General features: G+C 67.0%; 1 protein-coding gene. It reads right to left on the reverse strand.

Translation table 11 applies throughout. From position 1 onward, the window contains the following. Nucleotides 1-1,926: type I-E CRISPR-associated protein Cse1/CasA (casA, locus tag ABT106_RS31850; RefSeq protein ID WP_351284515.1), on the reverse strand; the 1,926-nt coding region annotated here is incomplete at both ends.

Here is a 1,926-nt window from a genome sequence, read left to right on the forward strand (position 1 = left end):
ACTGCTGGGTGCCGTACGCCGCACCGATCAGGCGGGGCCTGATGAAAGTGTCGGCAGGCAGCAGACGCTCGTATGTGAGCTCTGCGACCCATTTCAGGACTCCTGCCCGCAGATAGTCGGGCGGTTCATTTCGCTGCCCGGCCCGTTCTTGGCTCTCGGACATGAGCAGCGAGGCGAGGCCACGCCACGCGGCACGTGCCGGGTCGTGTTCTCGAGGCATGTAGACCGGGGTGCGGCCCAGCTTCTTCTCCTGCGGCTTGCTGCGGCGCCAGCCGCTCATCGGCTCGTACATGTGCTTGTCAGGCGCGGTCAGAGGGTCGCCGTACGACAGGACGACTCCGTGGACAGCCTGACCGTCGTGGTGCAGGCGGATCCGCCGCGACTGCCATGTGTACAGGTCCCGCGGGCCCGTGGGCCGGGACTCCAGACCCTGCTGCACATCCGGCCCGCACTGCTCCCGGCGCCATGTCGGCTTGTCGTCCTTGTGGGCGGCTAGTGCGGTCGCGTCGGCTGATACAAGGTTCAGAAGGAGGGTTTGTTGGAGGCTGTCACCCTCGACAAAGACACCCCCCAGGTTGCCGGCCCACCCGACCCCTTGAGGGTAGCCTTTACCGCCCTTGACCCGGGTATCGTCCACGGCCCCTGACTTGATGCCGGACGTGTCGAAGGCGTGAGCATGGACGACCCATCGCGCGGCCTCGGCGAACGAGAGCCGTGCGACACCGGGTTGACGCATGGAGAAGAACGGGTCCCCGTTGGGTACGTCCGCGACGATGCGGTTCAATGACGCGACCTCGTCCTTTTGCGTCCTCAGGTCGGCCACTTGGAAGAATGGCTGACTGGGGTGAATGAGGTCGAACCTTTCCCGGTGGCGGTCGAGATAGGACGCGACGCCGGTGAACGGCGCCGGGTTTTCGTACAACTCCTGCCAGGCGTCGAGGTCCTCGGGCCCATCCACCGCATCGTGCAGGATCGCCAGCAGGAGCCTCAGCAGAGCAAATTCTTGGGACGGCAGGTCCCCCGTCAGTCTTCGTACGTCGCCGGCACGTGCGAATACCTCCTTCAGGGAGAGTTCCGTCGCCGTGCCGTCGTGTAACTGGACCGGCAACCACGGGCGGGAGACCAAATCGAAACCGGGCACACCCTTCACCACCCTCACCTCCTTGGCCCCGGCGGGATTGATCTCCAGCCCATCGGCGTTGCTGTAGTGGACGTCAAAGCCTGCCAGCCGGGTCTGACAATGCTCATCGAGCACAAGGACCAGCTCGCCGGCCAGCCAGTGGCACTCTGGCGTCTGCCACGCCTCCGGTCCGAACCGCTCGAGCTCTTCGATGGCACGATCGATCACCCACGGCTTGGAGAAGTGGTACGGCAGCCGCAGCGCGCTGGCCGCGACCGTACGCGCCGTACGGGGCGGCGGCACCGCGTCAACCGGCACCTCCAGTCCGCCCAGCCCCCGGTCCAGCCAGGGCAGCGTCGCGTACGTGCCGTCGCCGCGCCGTTGGATGACGACAACTTCCAGGCTTTCGTCGCTGTCCCGCACCTGGGCACGGCCCGCCCGGGTGTCGTCCGCATCTCCCACACCGGCGTCGATCCAGCCGACCAGAGACCTGCCAGGCTTGCGAACCTCCGCGATGCGAAATACCCGCGCCGCGCGCTGCTGCGTGGCGACAGCGACTTCGTGCTCCCGGAACGCGGAAGTCAACGCCTCCGCCCAGTCGTCTCGCGGTGCGGCGAACCCGTCCGCGTACGCAGCCTGAACCAGCAAACTGATGTCGCCCGGAAGGACGACCGGCCGCTGCCCCCAGAACGGAAGCAGCACAGCCAGGGACCGCAGCAGGGCATGTCGGCCGTAGACGGATACCGAACCGCTGACCGGCGCCGGCGGTGCTGCCTCCCAGTCCACACCGGTGACCAGGCACCGTG

Origin of the sequence: Streptomyces sp. NPDC002044, from assembly GCF_040296725.1 — a bacterium.
Classification (GTDB): Bacteria; Actinomycetota; Actinomycetes; order Streptomycetales; family Streptomycetaceae; genus Streptomyces; species Streptomyces antarcticus.